The 22,230-nt window shown below is 63.8% G+C and carries 15 protein-coding genes; 12 read left to right on the plus strand and 3 right to left on the minus strand.

The window, feature by feature from the left end:
- The first annotated feature begins 9 nt into the window (after window positions 1–9).
- The 5 genes from ACZZZF_RS10195 (at window position 10) to ACZZZF_RS10215 (ending at window position 6,010) form a co-directional block, all read left to right on the plus strand.
- Complete coding sequence (locus tag ACZZZF_RS10195) at window positions 10–1,086, plus strand: extracellular solute-binding protein (RefSeq protein ID WP_053098430.1); 1,077 nt, start codon at window positions 10–12, stop codon at window positions 1,084–1,086.
- A 45-nt stretch (window positions 1,087–1,131) separates the two neighbouring features.
- The gene (locus tag ACZZZF_RS10200) at window positions 1,132–2,148 is read left to right on the plus strand and encodes an ABC transporter ATP-binding protein (protein ID WP_463498195.1); all 1,017 of its coding nucleotides are present in this window, start codon (window positions 1,132–1,134) and stop codon (window positions 2,146–2,148) included.
- An 82-nt stretch (window positions 2,149–2,230) separates the two neighbouring features.
- Window positions 2,231–4,024: an ABC transporter permease gene (locus ACZZZF_RS10205; protein ID WP_463498196.1), complete on the plus strand. Its 1,794-nt coding sequence runs from the start codon at window positions 2,231–2,233 to the stop codon at window positions 4,022–4,024.
- Window positions 4,021–5,058 (plus strand): LacI family DNA-binding transcriptional regulator, encoded by a 1,038-nt coding sequence (locus tag ACZZZF_RS10210; RefSeq protein WP_463498197.1) that lies wholly within the window; start codon window positions 4,021–4,023, stop codon window positions 5,056–5,058. Before ACZZZF_RS10205 ends, ACZZZF_RS10210 begins: the two co-directional genes overlap by 4 nt.
- 40 nt (window positions 5,059–5,098) lie before the next feature.
- A complete protein-coding gene (locus ACZZZF_RS10215) occupies window positions 5,099–6,010 on the plus strand; it encodes a metallophosphoesterase (protein WP_463498198.1) in 912 nt (303 codons plus the stop codon).
- Between the two features lie 47 nt (window positions 6,011–6,057).
- Here the strand turns inward: ACZZZF_RS10215 and ACZZZF_RS10220 are convergent, their stop codons facing one another.
- A complete protein-coding gene (locus tag ACZZZF_RS10220) occupies window positions 6,058–6,591 on the minus strand; it encodes an HAD family hydrolase (RefSeq protein WP_463498199.1) in 534 nt (177 codons plus the stop codon).
- Window positions 6,592–6,688: 97 nt separating this feature from the next.
- Here ACZZZF_RS10220 and ACZZZF_RS10225 point away from each other — a divergent pair, with 97 nt between their 5' ends.
- On the plus strand, window positions 6,689–7,954 hold the full coding sequence (locus tag ACZZZF_RS10225; protein WP_463498200.1) for a hypothetical protein: 1,266 nt from the start codon (window positions 6,689–6,691) through the stop codon (window positions 7,952–7,954).
- A gap of 273 nt (window positions 7,955–8,227) precedes the next feature.
- Here ACZZZF_RS10225 and ACZZZF_RS10230 read toward each other — a convergent pair whose 3' ends face one another.
- Together ACZZZF_RS10230 and ACZZZF_RS10235 are read right to left on the minus strand one after the other, a co-directional pair.
- The gene (locus tag ACZZZF_RS10230; protein ID WP_463499940.1) at window positions 8,228–9,439 is read right to left on the minus strand and encodes an ATP-dependent nuclease; all 1,212 of its coding nucleotides are present in this window, start codon (window positions 9,437–9,439) and stop codon (window positions 8,228–8,230) included.
- Window positions 9,440–10,721: 1,282 nt separating this feature from the next.
- A complete protein-coding gene (locus ACZZZF_RS10235; RefSeq protein WP_463498202.1) occupies window positions 10,722–11,948 on the minus strand; it encodes a DUF2130 domain-containing protein in 1,227 nt (408 codons plus the stop codon).
- Window positions 11,949–12,141: 193 nt separating this feature from the next.
- On the opposite strand from ACZZZF_RS10235, the gene ACZZZF_RS10240 reads away from it, so the two are divergent.
- The 6 genes from ACZZZF_RS10240 to ACZZZF_RS10265 are packed head-to-tail and all read left to right on the plus strand — an operon-like array spanning window position 12,142 to window position 21,949.
- The gene (locus ACZZZF_RS10240; protein WP_463498204.1) at window positions 12,142–14,118 is read left to right on the plus strand and encodes a hypothetical protein; all 1,977 of its coding nucleotides are present in this window, start codon (window positions 12,142–12,144) and stop codon (window positions 14,116–14,118) included.
- Window positions 14,119–14,168: 50 nt separating this feature from the next.
- On the plus strand, window positions 14,169–15,740 hold the full coding sequence (locus tag ACZZZF_RS10245; protein ID WP_463498206.1) for a class I SAM-dependent DNA methyltransferase: 1,572 nt from the start codon (window positions 14,169–14,171) through the stop codon (window positions 15,738–15,740).
- Window positions 15,733–16,929, plus strand: coding sequence for a restriction endonuclease subunit S (locus ACZZZF_RS10250; protein WP_463498208.1), 1,197 nt, complete (start codon window positions 15,733–15,735; stop codon window positions 16,927–16,929). The genes ACZZZF_RS10245 and ACZZZF_RS10250 overlap by 8 nt, the downstream gene beginning before the upstream one ends.
- Before the next feature lie 20 nt (window positions 16,930–16,949).
- Window positions 16,950–17,543, plus strand: coding sequence for a hypothetical protein (locus ACZZZF_RS10255; protein ID WP_463498210.1), 594 nt, complete (start codon window positions 16,950–16,952; stop codon window positions 17,541–17,543).
- Window positions 17,544–17,575: 32 nt separating this feature from the next.
- The gene (locus ACZZZF_RS10260) at window positions 17,576–18,745 is read left to right on the plus strand and encodes a GTPase family protein (protein ID WP_463498212.1); all 1,170 of its coding nucleotides are present in this window, start codon (window positions 17,576–17,578) and stop codon (window positions 18,743–18,745) included.
- A 15-nt stretch (window positions 18,746–18,760) separates the two neighbouring features.
- Window positions 18,761–21,949, plus strand: a complete 3,189-nt coding sequence (locus tag ACZZZF_RS10265) for a type I restriction endonuclease subunit R (RefSeq protein WP_463498214.1) — start codon at window positions 18,761–18,763, stop codon at window positions 21,947–21,949.
- Window positions 21,950–22,230 lie beyond the last annotated feature (281 nt).

Raw genomic sequence — 22,230 nt, forward strand, 5'->3', positions numbered from 1 at the left:
AAGGCGACCATGGTCGACATCCGAAAGAAGCGCTGGTCTCTCCTGGGAATCGCTGCGGTGGCGGCCGTGACCCTGACCGGCTGTGCAGGCGGCAGCACCGAGTCCGACGGCGGTTCGAGCGACGGCGGGTCGGATGCGACCCTCATCGTCTACACGAACTCGAACAGCGACGGCCGTGGCGAGTGGATCACCGAGAAGGCCGCGGATGCCGGCATCGACATCGAGATCGTGGGCCTCGGCGGCGCCGACCTCACCAACCGCATCATCGCCGAGAAGAACAACCCCGTCGGCGACGTGGTGTTCGGTCTGAACAACATGTTCTTCGAGCAGCTCAAGGCCGAAGAGGCGATCACTGCCTACGAGCCCGAGTGGAGCGGCGAGGTCCCGGCCGATGCGGGCGACCCCGCTGACGGAGCTTTCTGGCCGCTCGTCGAGCAGGCCATCGTCACGGTCTACGACGAGAACACCATCACCGACGCCCCCTCCGATGAGGAGGACCTCTGGACCGACGAGGAGTACGCGGGCCGCTACGAGGTCAACCCGGCGCTCGGCCAGGCCACCCCGCAGCTCGTGCTCGCCAGCATCCTGTCGCGTCACCTCGACGAAGACGGCGACCTCGGCGTCAGCGACGAGGGCTGGGACCTGGTGAAGTCGTACTACGCCAACGGATCGCCGGCCGTCGAGGGCACCGACCTCTACGCCCGCATCACGCGTGGCGAGATCGACTACGGCGTGCTGCCCTCGAGCGGCATCGCGGCGCGCGACGAGGAGTACGGCACGAAGACCGGCATGATCGTGCCCGACTACGGCGTGCCGTATGTCACCGAGCAGATCGCGCAGATCAACGGCACCGGCAATGAGGAGAAGGCCCAGGAGTTCATCGACTGGTTCGGCAGCGCCGAGGTGCAGGGCGAGTTCGCGGCCGAGTTCAACTCGATGCCCGTCAACGAGGGCGCGGTCGAGCAGGCCAACCCCGAGGTCGTCGAGCTCATGGGCACCCTCGACCGTCAGGACATCGACTTCGGCTTCGTGAGCGAGAACCTCGGTGCCTGGGTCGAGAAGGTCACGCTGGAGTACATCGGCTGATCTCGCACGACACCCCCCTCCTCTCGCACTAGCCGGAAAGACACCATGATCCGTTTCGAAGATGTCGAGGTCGCGTTCGGCGATCACCGCGCGGTCTCGCACCTCGATCTGGAGATCCAGGAGGGTGAGTTCTTCACCCTCCTGGGTCCGTCCGGATGCGGCAAGACCACCGCCCTCCGCACACTCGCCGGGTTCGTCGAGCCGACGGGCGGTCGCATCCACATCAACGGCCGTGATGTCACTCGCGTGCCGAGCGAGAAGCGCGGCGTGGGCATGGTGTTCCAGAACTACGCCCTGTTCCCCAGCATGAACGTGCGCGAGAACATCGCGTTCGGGTTGTCGATCCAGAAGACGTCGAAGGCCGAGCAGCGCCGCCGCGTCGACGAGATCGCCGACCGCACGGGCCTCGCGCCGTCGCAGCTCGAGAAGAACGTCTCGGAGCTCTCGGGCGGGCAGCAGCAGCGTGTGGCGATCGCCCGCGCGCTCGCGCTGACCCCCAGCATCCTCTTGCTCGATGAGCCGCTGTCGAACCTCGACGCGAAGCTGCGCGTGCAGCTGCGTGAACAGCTGAAAGACTTGCAGCATGAGGTCGGCGTGACCACGGTCTACGTCACGCACGACCAAGAAGAGGCGCTCACCCTCAGTGACCGCATCGCCGTGCTCGACGCCGGAACCCTGCAGCAGGTGGGCACTCCCGAGGAGATCTACGACCGCAGCGCGACGCCGTTCGTCTGCCGCTTCATCGGCGAGAACAACCGTCTCAGCCCGGCGCAGATCACGAGCCTCGGCGGCGGACTCGACGCCACGGCCGAGAGCTACGTGCGGCCCGAGAAGCTGCACCTCGCCGATGCGGGCGACAGCTCGACGGCATCCGCGTCGCTCACCGGCACCATCGTCGATCGCACGTACCACGGCAGCCACAGCGTCTACACGGTGACGGCAGAGGATGCTGCGCTGCGCGTCAGCGTTCCTGCCGCGGCGAGCGCGCGCCAGTGGAACCCGGGCGATGCCGTGCGCGTCGACGTGGACCCGCGCTGGATCCTGCAGTATCCGGCGGCGTGACATGTCGGATGCTCGGAACCCCCAGAACCCCTCACACCCCGCGGTCCCGCCCTCAGCGGCCGTGACCGGAGAAGCCGGCTCCTTGACGACCGAAGCTGTCGTCGAGGGTCAGACGGCGGGACCGCGGCTCAACAAGAGAGGGCGCCCCGGCAGCGTGAAGGCGATGCTCCGCTCGCCCCTCGCCTGGATCACGGGCATCATCGTGATCTGGTTCGCCGCGGCGTTCCTCGTACTTCCCAACGCCGCCCTGCTCGGGGTCACGTTCTTCCCCGACGGGCAGTTCAGCATCCGTGCCGTCGAGAAGCTGTTCGGCAGCGAGCGTGCGCTGAAGACCCTCGGCAATAGCTTCCTGCTCGCGGTCACGCTGTCGATCACGGTCAACGTGGTCGGTGTGTTCATCGTGCTGGTGACGAAGTACTTCCAGGTGCGCGGGGCGACGATCCTCTGGCTCGGCTATGCCACGACCCTGATCTACGGCGGCATCGTGCTGGCCGCCGGCTACAACTTCATCTACGGCCGGTTCGGATTCTTCACGAACATGATGGTCAACTGGTGGCCCGACATGGACCGCGACTGGTTCTCGGGGTACTTCGCCGTCGTCTTCGTGATGACGTTCGCGACCACGACGAACCACATGCTCTTCCTCTCCTCCTCTCTCGGCAAGGTCGACTACGCGTCGATCGAGGCGGCGAAGCTCATGGGCGCCTCCACCTGGACGATCCTCCGCCGCATCGTGCTGCCGGTGATGAAGCCGATGCTGTTCGCCGTCACCGTGCTGACGTTCCTCATCGGACTCGGGGCGCTGACGGCTCCGCTCGTGCTCGGCGGGCCCGACTTCCAGACGGTCGCGCCGCTGATCATCGACCTCTCGCGCAGCCCCATCACGCGTGACATCGCCGCGCTGCTGGCGATCGTGCTCGGCATCGCGACGATCATCCTGCTCGCGGTCATGAACCGCTTCGAGAAGTCGGGCGTGTACTTCTCGGTCGCGAAGGTGGCAACGCCGATCCAGAAGCAGAAGATCCGCAACCCGTTCGCGAATGTCGTCGTGCACGTCGTCGCGTACCTGCTGTGGGTGATCTACCTGATCCCGGTCGTGCTCATCGTGATCTTCTCGTTCGTCGATGCGCGCAGCATCCTCGCCGGGTCCATCACCCTCGACAGCTTCACGCTCGACAACTACATCACCGTGTTCTCGAGCGCCGAGGCGATCCGTCCCTTCATCGTCAGCGTCGTCTACAGCGCCGTCGCGTCGCTCGTCGTGGTCGGCGGTCTGCTGTTCGTGGCGCGGATGCTGCAGAAGCACCGCAACCTGCTGACCACCGCGATCGAGTACGTGCTGCACATCCCGTGGATCCTGCCGATCGTGCTGATCGCGCTCGCGCTTGTGACCGCGTTCGACGAGCCGCGGGCGATCGTGGGCGGATTCGTGCTGACCGGCACGCCGATCCTGCTGCTCATCGCGTACATCTGTGTGAAGATCCCGTTCACGCTGCGCCTGCTCAAGGCCGGGTTCGCGTCGGTGCCTGACTCGCTCGAAGACGCCTCGCGCATCCTCGGGGCCAAGTCGCTGACGACGTTCCGCAAGGTGCTGGTTCCGCTGGTGCTGCCGACGGCCGCCGCGATCACGGCGCTGAACTTCAACAGCCTGCTCGACGACTACGACGCGGCGATCTTCCTCTACCACCCACTGTTCAAGCCGCTGGGTGTGGCGATCCAAGAGAGCACGCGCGGCGAGAACAACCTCGACGCGATGCCGATCACGTTCGTCTATACAGTGCTGCTGATGATCATCATGGGTGTCACCATGTATCTCGTGTATGGACGAGGTTCGCGCGCCGGAGCGCCCCGCAAGGCCAAGAAGGCGCGCGCGTGAGTGGTGCATCGCCTTCGGATGCTCCGGGGCTGCGCGTCACGGTCAGCGATGTGGCCGCCGCCGCAGGAGTGTCCCGGGCCACGGCGACCAGAGCGCTCAAGGGTGAGGGGCGATTCGCTCCCGAGACCCAGGAGCGGATCCTCGCCGAGGCCGAGCGCCTCGGATACGTGCGCAACACGATGGCCGCCGAGCTCGCCGCCGGCCGCACCGGCACGGTCGGGCTGATGCTGCGCGATGCGAGCAACCCGGCCTACGGTCTGCTGTTCTCGCGGCTGCAGGATGAGGCACACAGGCGGGGGCTCGACCTCGTGACCGTGACGATCGGCGCCGACGTACAGGGAGCCGAGCAGGTCAACGCCCTGCACCGGCTGCTCGGCATGCGTGTGGCCGGACTGATCGTCGCGACCGGTGGCATCACGGCCGCGCAGCTCGAGCCGTTCGCCGACCAGGTGCCGATCGTGCGCGCGGGGCGGGTTGAGACGGCGGAGGGGATTCATACGGCGCACTACGACGATCCGGAGCACGGGCGGATGTTGGCCTCGCATGTTCTGTCGTTGGGGCATCGTCGGGTGGTGGTGCTCGCTGGCGCGGAGGATGTGTCTTTTGCTGAGCATCTGCGGGCATCGGCGATGGAGTCGACGTTGGTGGCTGGTGGGGCCTCGGTGACTTTGATTTCTGCGGGGGCCGCTCCGACCGATGGGGTGGATGAGGCGCTGGACGCCGTGCGCTCCGGAGCGACGGCGGTGATGTGCGCGTCGGACTATCGGCAGTTGGCTGTCATGCGCGCTCTGCGTGCTGCGGGGTTGTCTGTGCCAGGGGACGTGAGCGTGACGGGGTGCGACGGCATTCTTCCCGGCGCTGACCTCTTGGGTCTGACGACACTGCGGATTCCGGTCGAGGCCGTCGCGGCCGCGGCTGTGGAGACGATGCAGCGGTTGCTTTCGGGATCGAATGCTGAGTCGGATTCTTCGGAGACCGTGCGACAGCCGTTCGTCGGAACCCTCGTCCCCGGGTCGACCGCCGCAGCCGTCTGACTTCTGTCCTGTACTTGTTCGTCGTCTCACTGGAAGAGAAATGATCCTCACCGAGCACTCTCGCCCATCGCACACCTTCGTGCACATCTCCGATACGCACCTTCCCGGTGAACGCGCCCCGCTGTATGGCAGCGGGGCGGATGCTGATGCGAACCTCGCTTCGGCGTTGTCGCGGTTGGTGGCTTCGGGGCTTCGCCCTGATGCGCTGCTGTTCACCGGGGATCTGGCTGATCGCGGGGACGCGTCGTCGTATCGGCGGTTGCGGGAGCTGGTCGCGCCGGCGGTGGATGCGTTGGGGTGCGAGGTCGTGTGGGCCATGGGGAACCATGACGAACGCGGGGCGATGCGGGCGGAGATGGGGCTTGCTCTCGAAACGCCGGTGTCCGGTACCGCAGGTGCCGGTTCGGATGCTGTGGTCGAGGTGCGCTGGTTCGGCGGGATGCGGGTGATCGTGCTGGATTCGACGGTTCCCGGGCAGCATTGGGGGCGGGTCGATGAAGCGCAGCTGTCGTGGCTTGCGGCCGAGTTGGATACGCCCGCGCCGGAAGGTTCGCTGCTGCTGATCCATCACCCGCCGCTGCCGACGGTGCTCGACCTCGCGGTGACCGTCGAGCTGCGCGAGCAGTCGGCGCTGGCTGCGGTGCTGGCGGGGTCGGATGTGCGGGGGATCCTGTCGGGACACGTGCATCACCCGTCGTTCGGGACGTTCGCGGGGATCCCGGTGGCGGCGGCCTCATCGAGTGCGTACGGGCAGGATCTGGCACAGCCGGTCGGGGCTACGCGGGGGCAGGATGCAGCACAGGGGTACAACCTCGTGCACGTGTACGAGGGGACGATCGTGCACTCGGTCGTCGGGCTTGAGGTCGGGGCGGATGTCGGCGAGCCGGTTGCGGCGGAGGAGGCCGGGAGGCGGATTGCTGGGCGGGGGATTAGCTGGCGGGAGAGGGTCTAGTCCAACCTCGTTCGTTGAGCGAGCGAAGCGAGACGAAAAGCCCGCAGTCAGTGCACGACGCCCGCTTCGCGCAGTGCCTCGCGAAGCCCCGCGATTCCCGCGAAGTGATGCGTCGGCATCCCGAGTGCCTCAGCCCCGGCGAGCTTGCAGACCGAGTCATCGGTGAAGAACACCTCCTGCGGCGCAAGCTGCATCGCATCGAGCACGTGTTGGAAGGCCCGCACGTCAGGCTCCGTCCATCCGATCTCCGCGGAGTTGAAGACGGCCTCGAAGTGAGAGCCGAGGTTGGTCGAAGCGACCTCGGCGGGGATTGTGTCAGTCCCCTTGGTCAGAACGGCAGCGCGGATGCCGTTCGCTCGCAGGTCATCGACAAGGCCAAGCACTTCCTCATCGACGTGGAAGGGCTGACTCCCCCATCCATCGGCAGCCTCAGGGTTGCCAAGCTCCACAGCGATCCGCTCAACCCACTCGCGGCGAGAGATGCGCCCGGTCGTCACCTGTTCGAGATGACGTGGAGCGAAGGCGACGGCCCCAACGGATCCTGGTTCGAGGTCGAAGAGCACGGCACGTATGGGAGACATCGGATCACGATAGCGGTCGGATAATCATGCCGATCTTAGAGGCTGCAGGACTCGCCAATATGATGCGAGCAAAAGGTAACGCACGTTGAGAGGCGATATGGACATTCTTCAGGCAATGCGGGCGATCGAAGAGCCCGGGTTTATGAGCGGGCAGAGTGATCCCTGGCTAGTCGATCGAGTGCAGTACGAGGTAGACCGGCTCCGCCGCGGCAACCCCGATCTGATGTCCAAAGCAGTGACCGTGGCGCGCGGTCTTGATGATGGCTTCGTCGAGATCCGGCCGGTGGACGCGCTCCAGCGCCTCGCTCGAGTGACTGCTCTCGACATAAGTGAAGACATTTTCACCCATTACCAATGGTGGGCACGAATGCGATACCTGGGCGCCTTCGACCGCCCCGGCGCGATCGGGGAGTTCCGACTCAGCGAGGCCGCGGGCCTTAATCGTGGAAACCAACGTCGCGTGATGTCGGAGGAACTTGGCGTGGGGTTCGGTGTCCTCCTTGCTGAGAAATGGTGCCGTGCGCTGGGCGCGGTTGGTCCGATCATCGCGACCGACATCGATCAGGCGCTGCAGGACGACGACTGGGACCTAGAGGTGGCTGCAGGACAGCGCAGGCAGCCTGACTACCTTCTGCAGTATCCCAATCCCTCCAGTCCAGATGAGCTGATGTTCAAACTCTTGGAGTGCAAAGGAACCACCAGCATCGACTACGCCGCAAAACAGCTGGCGCGAGCAACCACGCAATTGGCCACCATGCTCGTGGGGGGTCGACCGGTCCAGGGCATCGCGATCTCGACAATATCGACCGACATGGAGCTCAGCTACCGCGCCGTCGATCCAGACGCACCAGACGATTCCTGGCGCCCAACCGAAGGCGAGCTGGCCCGGACGAAAGAGCGCGGGCCGCGAATGACAAAATCGAAGAAGTCGATTGACGTTGATCGAAGCGATTTTCTCAGCGCCGCAACAGCCACCTCTCTTGGCTCACTCGCCGAGTATGCAGGCGACCCGCAGTCAGCAGAGGAGTGGCTGCCGACGAAAGTGGCGCAGAAGCTGCCGAAGCGCTCATCCCGAACTCGACGCAGTAAGCAGACGGATCTTGGTGACTTCATCGGGCAGGAGATGAGGATCACAGTACCTGGGGACAGTCGGGAGTTACGTGTCTTCCAGGGCGTCGCGCGGGATATCGATTCGGCTCTGAAGACACAGCGCGTGTCCGATGTGCTCGAGGCTCAGAAGGAGTTCTCTGACCGGTCACTCTCATCCATCGCTTCCGTGCACGGTCACGTAAACGGTGAGTTCCTCGTCAGCTCAGTGGCTAGCGAGGGGTCTATCCTCACATTCGAGGTGACTGACCCGTAACCCACCCGGCCGAGACTGTAGGTCCGTAGGCAGAGCCAGCAGGGCGTGCTCCACACAGTCATCGCCGAGCGGACTCGGGTTCGGGCTCGGGCTCGACCGATCCCCAAGCAGGGTCTACTTATTCGTGCCGTCGCTTCTCCCTGTCTTGAGTCCTTCAACAGGCATGGCCGCTGTTCTTCGCGTCAAGTAATGATCTGACGACGATGTTCTCGTATACCGAGGATCCGTCGTCTGTCGTCATCGATATATCGGGGGCGCACATCTGGGATGCGCTCACGCCCTCTCGTTCGCCCGGCGAATGAGTTCAATGACCTCGCCGACACGATCGCGGAGATCGAGCGGCCAGTCGTCGCCCCAGGCGGAGGCGACCTGTTTGGCGACGGCGGTCTTGCTTGGGATCAACCCCAGCCGCGCCTTTGTCAACGGGTTGGTGAATCGTCGTTGGGCACCGAAGCTTGTTCCGGCCAACGTGGGATGGGCGGCCTTGATAGCAGCATCCAAAAGGTTGGCCGGCACATAGTTCTCGATCGTGTACCCAGCGGTAACCCAAGCCAGGCCGGTCTCAGGTTCCGCAGATAGTCCATCGATAACGCGGGACTTGGCGACCCCGAGCGGTCCATCCGCCCTCGCGCGATCGGAGTCGATCAGGACCACCATGTATCGGTTGAGCCGTCGGAGCGATATAAAGTCGTCTACTTCCTCGGCGTCTAGCGGTGAGAGTTCGCTGAGCAACGAACCACCATAGAACATGATCGAGTAGTGAGTCCCCTCGACGAACTCCGCCGGTGCGAGCTTTTCAATCCAGTGACGCAAGTACGTGCGATCAGAAGGCCCCTCAACCCACAGCACAGCATTGGTCTGGACGAGATCGGAAGGCCGATAACCAAGATCTGCGCAGATCGCGCTGCGCGCACTTGCTGAACCTGCGTAGCGAACTTGCGACCACCCATCGTCAGCGGTGATGTGGAACAGAGATCCAATGGCCGAGTCCAACATGTGTGCAGAGTGCGTCGCGATGAAGTACTGATTCGACGTCTCATCATTGAGGTAGCGAAGGAGTTTCCGCTGCAGCACGGGATGGAGGTGAATCTCGGGCTCTTCAATGCACACGATGGATTCCGCGACGACCGTGGCCGCAGCTGCGAGTATCACGACTTCGTGCACGCCAGTCCCGAGATTCTCGATCGGGAGCGTGCGTCCCCCCTGGTCGACATGGATCGTCGTCAGGTCATGGGGGATATCTATCCTCACCGTGTCGTCGTCGAGGACGGCCTGCACGAATCGCTCGATCGCGTCAAACTTCCCGCGGTCCAGAAGCTGGTCAGTCGAGGGTGACTTCAACTGTTGCAACCTTCGCTTGATGCTCGTGCCGTTGAGGTTCGGTTCATCATCGTTTGATTCACCGATCGCTCGGAGCCCCGACACCGAATAGGCAGTCGGCGCTGGCTCGAGTCCAGAGAAGATCTGTGTGAGCACGTTTGCCATGTCCACGCCCCGGGCAGTGGTTGAACTCGAAAAATAGTGTCGATTGAGATCAGTAAAATCGGGCACAGTGTGGATCGTGGAGCTAATCGACTTGATAAGTTCCAAGTCAATTGCCCCGTGGGCGCCGATGGGGAGCCACGCCCGATCGGCGTGCCGAGAGGGTACCGCAAACAGTTCGTGCTCAAGGACCGCTCGTAGGATCTCCTGCCTAACAGTGTTGAGGTGAGAGCGCGCCTCCTCGGCCGCAAGTATCTCTGAGATACTTCGAAGCTCGAGGTGGACTGGGTTCGCCCCAACCTCGCCAATCGGCGCATCCCAACGCTCGTCGTCACTGGAATCCCCGAACGTTTTTTGAATCACTCGAAGTACATTCGACTTACCGACGTTGTTTTGTCCAGCAATCAGATTGACCTTGGCTAACGGGGCAAGCTCGGCCAGCGGAGTCGAGCCAAAACTGCGGAAACCTGCGAAGGCGAAGCCTCTCAATTCATGCACTCAGCTAGGCTACCGCTGGTACGGGGATCAGTCGACAGCACGATCTCTCGCGTTTCCCGGCCACACTCGATCGCGCGTCGGTCGACCAATACTGCGACTGTTGCAAAGTCGCAACCGCGCGGATATCGCTCCTTCGAACGAGGAGGCAGGGAGGTTCCCGGGGCGACGCTGAGGCCCCGCATTCGTCGTGAGCTGGCGCCCGATCGTCCCTCGCCAATCGATGGCCGCTACATCTCAACTCCGCACCCCTTCTACCATAAAATTGCAATAGATGCTGGTACGTGATCGGCTCATCTACGGATGCTGGGGATTTCCGTGCCGTTGTCCAACGTAGATGCCCGAGTGCAGAGCTGTTTCTTTCTTATTCTCTTTGGCTTGGCTCTACCCCTGCCTTCTTAGATAGGTTCCGCTCGGTTGGGCCCGGTTCGGCATTGCGTCTCGGGTCTTGCGTTTCGCCTGTTTATCCGCGGTGCGAGGCATTTGTTCTCTCGAACGATACCCAACTATGCCGCAACGCTCGTGAGTAGGAAGTCACGGCAGGCGTCGCATTCGTGCGTGCGGATTTCGCGGCGTCGAGTCGCGGGGATCGCATCGGCCCCACGCTGACGCATCGACGCGGCAGCGTGAAGTGCCGAGACGGCCTCGCGGTGATCGCGGAACCAGCTCCTCCGCAGATAGGTGACCGGTGGGCCATGAGCTTCCATCCGCGGAATCGATCGCAAGCCGGCCCATTCGGCGCTGCGACCGCTGACCGGGAGTCCCCCGCCGGGAGACTCCCCAGCCAGTGTTACGCGGCGTCCAGCTCTTCGGGGGCATCCAGCTCGGCGAACTTGGCCGCCATGGTCGGGTTGCCCTTGGTGAGCTTCTTGACCGAGAGCGCCGCTGCCTTATCGTTCGCGAGGCGCAGGTTGTTCTCGGAGCCGAGGAGCCCCTCCTTCACCTTCTGCAGCTTCTCGATCGCGACATCGATCTCCTTGATCGCCGTATCGAACTTGCGCTTGGCGAGGTCGTAGTTGCGGCCGAACACTGTCTTGAACCCCTCGAGCTCCGACTCGAAGTCGGTGATGTCGATGTTCTGCTTCTTCACCTGCTCGAGTTCGGCCTTGACGACGATCGTGTCCAGAGCAGCATTGCGCAGCAGCGCGATGATCGCGAGGAAGAACTGGGGACGCACGACGAACGTCTTCGGGTAGAGGTGCGACACGTCGGTGATGCCGGCGTAGAGGTCGGAGTCCTCCTCAAGCATGGAGACGAGCACGGCATACTCGCACCCCTTCGCGATGCGGTCCTTGTCGAGCTTCGCGAGGAAGTCAGTGTTCTTCTTGCGGGTGGAGGACGAGTCTGATTCGTTCTTCATCTCGAACATGATCGACACGTACTCCACGCCGTCGTCGCTGAAGTCGCGGAAGACGAAGTCGCCCTTCGTGCCGCCGGATGCATTGTTGTCCTTGCCGAAGGTGGCGTTCGGAAAAGCCAGTGAGCGCATGCGATTGAACTCGATTTCGCAGTGCTGTTCCAGCGTCTCGCCCAAGAGCTTGACCGAGAGCTTCGCCTTCAGATCCTTGTAACGGTTGATCAGGTCATCTTTGAGCGCGAGCTCTTTGGTGAAGGACTCCTTGGTCGCGGCGTCCTTCACCTTCTGTTCGACCGCCTGGATTTCGAACTTGGCCTGCACTTCGGCCAGCTTCTTCTCGGAGGCCGAGACGGCCTTGGTGACGGCCAGCTCCTGCAGCGCGGACGCGGCCCTCAGGTCGGCCGTCAGCCGCTCGACATCGAGCTCTCGCTGCGCCGTCGCCTTCTCTGCCTTCTGCGTCGCCTCCGCGACCGCGAGGGCGATCTCCGTCGCCTTCACCTGCTCCGCTTCGGCGAGCCGCGAGTGGATCTCGTTGTCGAACTCCGCGGTGCGCACCTGCTGCGCGATGTTGGCGTAGTGCGCTTCGTCGATCGTGAAGACGGTCTCGCAGTGCGGGCACTTGACCTCGTTCGCCGCGCCGACCTGACTGTTGTTGCACATGTTGACCTCCAGATGTGTTGAGACTGAGAGCTTCGGGCGGGGCTTCTTCCCCGAGATCACCCCGCCCGAACGGCGACGATTGCCGCCGGACACATCGTGACGGCCGACCGCCCGCACACGCGCACAAGCTTCTGATAACTCCAGTTATCACCCCCAACCGTAGTAAAGACCGGGATATCGCTACATTGATGACATGACCGCAACCGGATCGCTTCGCATCGACCTGGCCGGCGTTGCCCGCCTGGCCGGCGTCAAGCGACCCGTGGCTTCGATGTGGAGGACGCGCTTCGCCTCCAGCTCCGATCCGTTCCCGGCGGCTGTCGCCGAGAAGGCCGGTCAGGCGATCTTCGACGCTTCTCATGTGGCGGAGTGGCTGATGCGCACCGATCACGGCAACAATCCGGATGCGCGAGCGGATGCCGCCGCCGCAGCGATTCCCGAAGGCTTCTCATTCGACGATCTCGGCGCTGTCGCCGAACTCGAAGCGCTCGTCGCGCTCCACCACCAGCGCGGCAGCTTGGATCATCTGACATCGGAAGGCCTCCGACGGGCCGCGGGGGCAATGGATCCGCTCGATAAGTTCCTGCTCAGCGAGGTCGTCACGCACGCACATCGCGGAGCGCCCTGGCTCGAGTACGCCGAGAGCCTCATCGACTCGTCTTACTCGGCGTCGGCGGCGCTGGCGCTGGTGAACCGGCATCGAGCTGCGCGGCACACGACGGCCGGCTCCGCCGGTCGGCTCTCCACGGACGCAAGCGAACTCGTCGTCGCAGCCACACTGGCTCTGGTCGGCAACACCGAGGCGACGGTCACCATCGACTCCTGCGACTCCGACCTCGCTGCGGCGATCGCACATGCTCTGTCTAACGAAACCGCGCTCACCGTCCCGTCGGGTCGTGAGACACGTGGGGTCCGCCGCCGCCTCCTCACTGATGGGCGTTGGATCGCTGAGCCGAGCAATCAGATTGAGCGCTCAGTCGTTGTGGCCCGCGTGCCGTTGAATCGAGACGAGAGCGTGGGCGACACGCTGCAGGCCGTCGACGAGATATCGCTCGCGCTTCGCGATTCGGACGCAGCCGTCGTCATCGGTCCCGCACGTGTTCTCGTCGATGCGCTCAGGCCGCCGGATGAGAGGCTCCGCGCCGATACGCTTCGTTCGGGCCGAGTGCGCGGTATTGCGCGGCTGGCTCCCGGCCTGGTCGATAGCGCTCCTCGCGAGGCACTCGCGCTGTGGATGCTCGGAGTGCCCACAGGTGATGTCGCCATCGCCGATCGCTTCACCGTGCTGGCGGATCTCACGGATGTTTCGCTCACGGCCGCGACCCGCGCCGACCTCGTGTCCGATGTGGTGGCGAGCATGGGCGGCGCTCGTGAGGTGCGCTCGCACGCGTTCCGATTCGCACGCTTCGCGCGTACCGCCTCGCTTCTCGCGAGGGGAGGGTCGCTGATCGAATCGACGCCGTCGAAGCACGGGTTGCAGCCGCGGGGCTCAGACCTGCCCGCGCGGCTCGACACCGCCGCCGCGGCTCTGGGAGATGACCTGCCATCCGTCGCGATCGCAGAGGGTGCGTCTTCAGCGCCCACACCGACGTCTGTCGGGGATCTAGTTCGGGAGGGGCACCTGCGCGTCATCTCCGGCACCCGAGGAACGGAAGGTGTTGCCGGCTCGGCTGGTCTCGTCGTCGTTGGCGCCTCCGACCTCGATGCTCCGCAAAGGATCGGAGCAACACGCGTGGACCAGCTCGCGTTCGCGGACCGGCATCCATCAGCCTCTCTCACGCGCCCCGGCGACGTGATCTTCCGCACGAGCCCCACCGCCGCCGCGTGGGTTGACCCCGACGGCTCGAAGGTTGTCGCTTATCCGGCGCGAGTCTTGCGCATCCGGGCGAGCGATCCCGGTGGATTGGTGCCCGAAGTCGTCGCGGGCGATATCGTCGGAGCGGCAAGCGGCCCCGGAGCCTGGAAGCGATGGATGCTGCGCCGAGTGGCTCCGCAGTCGATCGTGCCGTTGCGCACGGCGCTCGCCGAGATCGAAGCCGCCCGTTCCGACCTCGAGGCCCGCGCTGCGCGCCTCTCCGGCTACGCCAATCTCCTCGTCGCCGGAGCGACATCGGGAGCCATCACCTTGACATTCCCGACCAACGCCGCGGATGCGGCACCCACGCAGTAAGGAAGCCCATGCCTCGCGCACCGAAAGCCGCCCCCCAGGCGCCATCGACCATGAAAGAGCTCAAAGACACGCTCTGGAAGGCCGCCGACAAGCTGCGCGGATCGATGGATGCCTCGCAGTACAAGGACGTAATCCTGGGGCTCGTGTTCCTCAAGTACGTGTCAGATGCTTTCGACGAGCGCCGCGCGGGTATCCGCGCCGAGCTCACCGCTGAGGGATATGACGAGGAGCAGGTCGCGGCTCTTATAGACGACACCGACGAGTACACCGGGCGTGGAGTCTTCTGGGTTCCGGCGAACGCGCGCTGGGGCTTCCTCGCCGAGAACGCGAAGGGTCTTGGCCCGTCGATGGACGGCCCCGAGAAGTCGATCGGACTGCTGATCGACGAGGCGATGGATGCCGTCATGCAGGCGAACCCGCAGCTCTCGGGCACGCTGCCTCGTATCTTCAACCGCGACAGCGTCGACCAGCGTCGATTGGGGGAGCTGGTCGACCTCTTCAACTCTGCGCGCTTCGCGTCGCAGGGGCAGGGTGGGTCCGACGGACGCCGCGCGCGCGACCTGCTCGGCGAGGTGTACGAGTACTTCCTCGAGAAGTTTGCTGCGGCCGAGGGCAAGCGCGGCGGAGAGTTCTACACGCCGGCCGGGGTCGTGCGCGTGCTCGTCGAACTGCTGCAGCCCACGCACGGGCGCGTCTACGACCCCGCGTGTGGGTCGGGCGGCATGTTCGTGCAGGCCGAGAAGTTCATCGATGCCCATCACGGCGAAGGCAGCGACATCTCGGTCTTCGGCCAGGAGCTCAACGAGCGCACGTGGCGCATGGCGAAGATGAACCTCGCCATCCACGGGCTGTCGGGCAACCTCGGCTCGCGCTGGGGTGACACATTCGCGCGCGATCTGCACCCCGACATGCAGGCCGACTTCGTGATGGCGAACCCGCCCTTCAACATCAAAGACTGGTCGCGCAACGAAGACGACCCGCGCTGGCGATTCGGCGTGCCGCCGGCGGGCAACGCGAACTACGCCTGGATCCAGCACATCCTCTCGAAGCTTGCTCCCGGCGGCACGGCCGGTGTCGTCATGGCGAACGGGTCGATGTCGTCGAACTCGGGCGGCGAGGGTCAGATTCGAGCCGAGATCGTCGAGGCAGATCTGGTGTCGTGCATGGTCGCGCTACCGACGCAGCTCTTCCGCTCGACGGGCATCCCCGTGTGCGTGTGGTTCTTCGCGAAGGACAAGGGCACCCGCGCCGGCGAGGTCCTGTTCATCGATGCGCGGGGCCTCGGCCATATGGTCGACCGGGCGGAGCGTGCCCTGTCAGATGACGACATCGCGAAGATCGCGGGAACGTTCCACGCCTGGCGGGGGATCGAATCGGAGGCCGCGCTCGACGAGTACGCAGACATTCCGGGCTTCGCCTATTCGGCGACACTCGCCGAGATCAAGGCCGCGGACTACGCCCTCACGCCTGGTCGCTACGTGGGGGCCGCCGACGTCGAGGACGACGGTGAGCCGATCGCGGAAAAGCTTGCGCGACTTCGCGCGGAGCTGGAGGAGCAATTCGTAGAGTCCGCTCGGCTGGCGGAGGTTGTGCGTGAGCAGTTGGGGAGGGTTGATGTCTGACTGGCGTACCGCGACGGTGGCACAACTCGAGGCTGAGGGGTCGATACTCGTCCAGGACGGAAATCATGGCAACGATCGGCCGCTCGCCAGCGAATTCGTAGAGGTGGGAACGCCGTTCATTCGAGCTGCGGACATCAGTTTGGGCGTGGTCGCGTTTGACCACGCTAGCCGCATCAATAGTGATGCGGTGTCTCGAATTCGTAAGGGGCATGGCCGCGCTGGTGATTCGCTTCTGACGCATAAGGGCACAGTTGGAAAGGTCGCGTACGTGCCTCTGGGGTCGGAACCGTTCGTGTGCTCGCCCCAAACCACGTTCTGGAGATCGACAGATCCTGATGTATTGGATCGCCGGTTTCTCACCTATATCCTGCAATCGCCGCGATTCGTAGCTCAGCTCGACTCTCAAAAGGGCGAGACCGACATGGCGCCATACGTGAGCCTCACGCAACAGCGCAGCCTACGGGTCGATCTCCCTTCAATATATGAGCAGCAGGCGATTGCCGAGGTGTTGGGCGCGCTCGACGACAAGATCGCCGCCAATACCGCCCTCGCTGGCGTGGCGGACGAGCTCATGCATCACAGCTTGCTTAGTGCCTCGTCGGGGCCGAGAGTTCCACTCTCGTTAACGGCGAACTTCGTGAATGGGAGGGCGTTCACAAAGGGCGCTAGCGGGACGGGTCGAGTCGTCGTCCGAATCGCGGAGTTGAACGCTGGCATCTCGAAATCCACTGTTCTTTCGGACGCGCTAGTCGACGATAAGCACGTTGCCCGCCCCGGTGACATCCTTTTCGCTTGGTCCGGATCGCTCACCCTTCACCGCTGGTTTCGCGACGAGGCAATCGTCAACCAGCACATCTTCAAGGTCATCCCCGGAGCTGGGTACCCAAGCTGGCTCATCTACGAGCTTCTGCGTCGCAAACTCAGTGACTTCAAGGCGATCGCCGCTGACAAAGCGACCACGATGGGACACATCCAACGCCACCACTTGGATGAACTTGTTGAGCTCCCATCGCCGGAGGCGGTGGACCAACTGAACCCGCTGATGAGTGGACTTTGGCACACCGTGCTCAACGCACAGCAGGAGTCGATGACACTCACCGCCACCCGCGACGCGCTTCTCCCGCAGCTCATGTCGGGAAAGCTCCGAGTCCGCGATGCCGAAGCTGCCGCATCCGCGGCGGGCGCCTGAACCACAACGAACGGAATCTCATGAAGACCTTTCTCATGTCGGCAGCCTTCCTCCTCGTCGGTGTGGTCGTCGCCGTTGGAGCGCTCTTCGTCTTCCGGGTGCCGATCGTGAGCTGGATCGGTCCGTCCACGGACAAAAACACCCAGATCGTGAACGCGGTAACGCGCACGCAAGAGGTGGCGCTGGTCACGCTGGGCATCGAAGGCCTCGAGGAACGCAAGACGGAGGACGGCCAGCTGCTCTTCCTCAGCATCCCCAACTCCCGCGCGACGTTCGTCCGATACAGCTTCGATGCGAAGCTCGGACTCGATGCGGCGGGTGTGGAGATCGACGAGCAGTCGGATGGTTCGTTCGTCGTGCGAATCCCTTCGTTCATCGTGATCGGACTCGACAATCAGCACGTCGAGACCGCGGAGAGCAACGACGTGCTCAGTTGGACGACTCCTGAGATCAATAAGGACGAGATCTACAACACGATTTTCGGCGACGACGTCGAAGCCGAGTACCTCAGCAAGAACGGTGAGTTGCTCCAAGACCAGACACGGGCGTTCTACTCCACGATCGTCCACGCGATCGACCCTGACGTCGTCCTCGAGTTCGAGTTCGCGCAATGACCAGGAACAGCAATCACAAGGAGACCGAGGACATGGCAGAAGAACCCACGCCCCGTGCGGGTGACATTCCCAAGATCGACGAACAGGACTTCATCAAGGCCACAGATGAGGCGAAGTCTCGGTACGGCCGATTCAACCTCGCGATCGTCGGGGGCTCGGGCGTCGGCAAGTCGTCGCTGGTGAACGCGGTCTTCGGTCGCGACTGGGCGAAGACGGGCAAGGGATTGCCGGTTACCCGAGGAGTCCAGTACTTCCATGACGACTCCCTCGGCATCTGGGACATCGAGGGGTTCGAGATCGGGTCATCCGTCCCTCCGCGGGAGCAGCTACGCAACCACCTCCAGGCGATCTCGGGGCACGCCGCGGAACAGCAGATCGCCGTCGTCTGGTACTGCGTGAAGGCGAACGATGATCGCCTCACTCCCGCCGACATCGAGATGATCCGAGAGCTCGACGCCCGGGGCCTGCCGGTCATTCTCGTGCTCACGAAGGTCGACTGGACCAAGAACCCGATCACCGGACAGCGAGGCGTCGGCAAGGACGTCGAGAAGTTCGTCGAATGGCTCGAAGACCCGCGCGAAGAGGAGTCGAAGCAGCCGATCAGCATCCCGTACGAGCGAGTCATCCTCACGTCCACGCGTGACAAGAACGGGAAGGGTAAGGGGCACGGCCTCGGTGAGCTCGTATCCGAAACCCTCGCACTTTCGCCCGAAGACGAGAAGGATGCCTTTCGCATCGCCCAGCGACTCAACCTTCCCTGGAAGCGTGAGATGGCTCGCAAGGTCGTCGCTACTGCTGCGACAGCTGCGGCCGGAGCTGCTGCGGTCCCTGTTCCCGTCGCGGACGCCGCGATTCTGGCGCCGATCCAACTCGGAATGATGGGGCGGATCGCCACCATTTATGATCTCGAGATCAAGTCGATGCTCTCCGCGGGTGCGCTCGCGCAAGTCGGCGTGCAGCTCGCGGGGAGGGCTCTGGCGAGCAGCCTGCTCAAGATCATTCCGGGGGCCGGCAGTGTTCTCAACGCCGGCGTTGCGGCCGCTCTCACTGGCGCCACCGGCGAGGGCTGGACTCGTCTGTGTGAGCAGGTGCATACGGGCAAGCTCGATCTCGACAACGTCGGTGCGTCACTGGGCGACTATGTCCCCGGCCTCCTCGACGTCATCCGCAAGATGGCCGAGCAGAAGATCGCCAAGTCTTAGAGATCTGAGGGAAACATGACTGCTCTCACCGAAGCCGCCTGGGAACAGGACGCTCTCGATACGCTCGCGGAACCGCTCGGCTGGCGCACGGCGCGAGGGGAAGATATCGCTCCCGGCAGCGGAGAACGCGACTCCTGGGACGATCTGCTCGTGCGTCCCCGACTTCTCGATGCGCTGCGCCGCCTGAATCCCGGCGTCCCGGGCGAGTACCTCCAGCAGGCTGCGGCAGAGATCGCGGCGCCGAAGTCGCAGGACGCGATCACTGAGAATCACCGTATCCATCAGTACCTCGTCAGCGGGTACCCGCTTAGCTACTTCGACTCCGACGGCGTCGAGCAGAACCCACGCCTGCGACTGCTCGGCTCCGACCCGTCGGAGAATGACTGGCTCGCCGTCAACCAGCTCACGCTGCGTCAGGGCGACCTGCATCGACGGTTCGACATCGTGCTCTTCATCAACGGGATGCCGCTGTCGATCATCGAGCTGAAGCGCGCAGGCTCCGCATCCACAGGAGTCGCCCCCGCACACGCGCAGTTGCAGACGTACCTGCGTGAGTTCCCGATGTCGTTCCGCTTCTGCGTGTTCACACTCGCCAGCGATGGGCTCGAGGCGAAGTACGGCACGCCGTTCACGCCGCTCAACCACTTCGCCCCGTGGAACGTCGACGACGACGGTGCGCCGCTCGCGCAGCCGCGCCTCGAGAACGGGACGTCGGTCGAGCCGATCGATGATGCGTTGAACGGCCTCTACAACCAGGAGCGCTTCCTGCAGCTCGTTCGGAACTTCACGGCGTACGACGAGAACTCGGATGGGCTGACGAAGCGCATCGCCAAACCCCACCAGTACTTCGCCGTCACCAAGGCGGTCGGGAGCACCGTGCAGGCCGTAGAGACCAACGGCAAGGCCGGTGTTGTTTGGCACACGCAGGGTTCGGGCAAGTCGATGGAGATGGAGCTGTACACGAACCTCGTGTCGCGGCATTCGAAGCTCAAGAACCCCACGGTAGTCGTCGTGACCGACCGCACGGAGCTCGATGGACAGCTCTTCCAGACCTTCGATCAGAGCCTGTTGCTCGCCGAGAAGCCTGTCCAGGTGCGCGAGCGCATCCAGCTTCGCGACGAGCTCGGCAACCGTGTGACCGGTGGCATCTATTTCACGACGCTGCAGAAGTTCGGTCTCACTGAGACCGAAAAGCAATCCGGTGCGCAGCATCCTCTCCTCACTGATCGACGCAATGTGATCGTCGTCGTCGACGAAGCCCATCGAAGCCACTACGACGACCTGGACGGGTACGCGCGACACTTGCGCGATGCTTTACCGAACGCCACCCTCATCGCTTTCACCGGTACCCCGATCTCGTTCGCGGAACGCGACACGCGTGCGGTGTTCGGCGACTACATCGACATCTACGACCTCACGCGGGCGGTGGATGACGGAGCGACAGTTCCCGTCTACTTCGAGCCGCGACTCATCAAGGTGTCGTTCGCTGAGGGGACCAACGAAGAAGACATCGACCGGGCCGCCGACGAGTACACCCTGGGCCTCGACGACACCGAGCGGGCGCGGCTGGAAGCATCCGTCGCGGTCGTCAACGCCGTCTACGGTGCACCGGAGCGCATCGACAAACTCGCTGCGGATCTGGTCGCCCACTGGGAGGAGCGCCGCGAACGGATGAAGCCCTTCCTCGAGTCACCCGGCAAGGCGCTGATCGTCGGAGGCACTCGCGAGATCTGCGCGCGCCTGTACTCGGCAATCGTCGCCCTTCGGCCAGATTGGCATTCCGGCGCCCTGGACTCCGGGCGGATCAAGGTCGTGTATTCGGGCTCGGCATCGGATCAGCCGCCGATCAGCGACCATGTGCGTCGCGACTCCGAGAACAAGGCGATCAAGGCGCGCCTCAAGGATGCCGACGACGAGCTCGAACTGGTCATCGTGAAGGACATGATGCTCACCGGCTTCGACGCTCCGCCGCTGCACACGCTGTATCTGGATCGACCGCTGAAGGGTGCTCTGCTGATGCAGACGCTCGCGCGGGTGAACCGTACGTTCAAGGGCAAGCAGGACGGACTGCTCGTCGCGTACGCACCGCTCGCCGACAACCTCGCGAAGGCGTTGTCGGAATACACCGTCACGGATCAGGAGAACAAGCCGATCGGGCGCAATGTCGATGAGGCGGTGGCGATCGCAACAGAACTGGTCGCGCAGATCCGCGGGATGCTCGTGGACTGCGACTGGCGTTCGATTGCACAGAAGGGCGGATCCCGGGCATGGCGAACTGCCGCTACGACCGCGACAAACTACCTGCGCGACGCCGAGAGTCCACTGAACCTCGAAGAATTGGGGTCGGAGAAGCTCTCCTCGAGGTATCGCACCGCGACCGGGCAACTGGCGCGCGCGTGGGCGCTCGCCTCCGGGCGCGATGGCCTCGCCGAACTGCATGAAGAGATCGCCTTCTACGAAGAGGTGCGGGTGTGGATGGCGAAGTTCGATGCGGCGGAGCGCCAGTCACGCGACGAGCCGATCCCCGAGGAGATCTCACGCTTGCTGGGGACGCTCGTCGCCGACTCGATCGCTCCCGGCGAGGTACTCGACATCTATGAAGCTGCGGGTCTTCCGCGTCTATCTCTCGATGACCTCGGGTCCGAGTTCCTTGCGAAGGCGCAAGCCGCGCCGAACGCTCAACTTGCGATCGAGGCTCTGCGCAAGTCGCTGACGGACGCAGGATCTTCGGCAACTCGCGGAAACCTCGTGCGCCAGCGCGCGTTCTCGGAGCGCATCGCCGAGATCATGAATCGGTACACGAATCAGCAACTGACCTCGGCAGAGGTCATCGCAGAACTCGTCGAACTCGCGAAGGAGGTCGCGGCCGAGGCATCCCGAGGTTCTACTTTCACGCCACCCCTGTCGAGTGACGAGCTCGCGTTCTACGACGCCGTGGCGACCAACGAATCGGCGATCGATCTTCAGGGGGTGGATGTGCTCGCGCAGATCGCGCGGGAACTCGTCAGCGTCATGCGGCGCGACGTGCGCACCGACTGGACCGTGCGCGACGATGTTAGGGCGAAGCTTCGGTCATCGATCAAGCGGCTCTTGGTGAAGTACAAGTACCCGCCGGACAAGCAGCCCGAGGCGATCAAGCTCGTGATGGACCAGATGGAATCAATGGCCCCGAGGTACGCGGACGATCGAGAGAAGGGTCGATAGCCGTGGCGCTAAGCGACTGGGCTGACGTCGCAACGATCGTGACAGCCGGAGCCGTTATCGTTGCGATTCTGTCTTTCATTGGGGACCGAAGTCAGCGACACCGAGAATTTGAGAGCCTATACGTGCAGCGATACTGGGCCATCCAGGATCGACAGTCACCCGACGTTCGCCTGGGGCTCAAGCGGAGGCTTTGCAAGGCAGACCGCGCCTTAGCGTTGGACTATCTCCGTCTCTGTGAAGACGAGCTGGAGATCCGCAAGCTCGGCCTGGTGACGAACCGT

It is taken from the genome of Microbacterium sp. AC215, assembly GCF_979258645.1.